This window comes from Arthrobacter sp. 05L428, from assembly GCF_056397665.1.
The window spans coordinates 1-635 of sequence record NZ_JBFTNW010000021.1 but is presented as its reverse complement, the minus strand read 5'-3'; the positions used below and the strand labels follow the sequence as shown (position 1 = coordinate 635).

At 65.7% G+C, this 635-nt stretch carries 1 protein-coding gene; it reads right to left on the bottom strand.

What is annotated here, in order from left to right; genetic code table 11:
* A partial coding sequence (locus AC1DH3_RS16675; RefSeq protein ID WP_476909819.1) for a hypothetical protein occupies positions 1-635 on the bottom strand: 635 nt, incomplete at both ends.

Below are 635 nucleotides of genomic sequence, written 5' to 3'. Positions count from 1 at the left end.
ACGAGCATGTCGGCCTTCACGGCGTCGGTCTTGAAGGTTTTGTTCAGCAGGCCGGCGGCGGTGTCGGAGATCAGGACGCGGGTGCCTTCGAGGACGGCGGTGTCACCGGATGCCTGGAGGGGCTTGAGGGTGGAGCCGTCGAGGTTGAAGATGTAGGCCTGCTTGACGGCGGTGGTGCCGTTCACTGCGACGTCGCCGTAGAGCTTGGAGGTGCCCGGGTCGATGGTGAAGTTGGTCAGTTCGACCTTGGTGTCACCGGCGGTGAGGGAGAACCCGGAGCCGGCGTGGCTGATCAGGCCCTGGACGTAGGGGCGGTAGTCCTTGGCCGGGTCGTAGTAGTCGACCTTGCCGCCGGTGATGGGGAAGACCAGCGAGCCGTCGGTCAGTTTGGCGGTACCGACGGTGCCCGGGGTGAGCTTGAGGGTTTCCAGGGCTTTCGCGAAGGAAGCATCGAGCTTCACCGCGGTGGAGACGCCGGTCAGTGCCGGGATCGAGGCGAGCGGCTCGGGCTTTTCAGCCGCAGCCGAGGAAGACGCCGAGGTGGCCGGAGCGGAGGAAGCGTTGTTCGCCGGGCTGCAGGCAGCCAGGGAAAACATGAGCGAACCGGCAGCGGCAACGCCGAGGAAAGTCTTGAT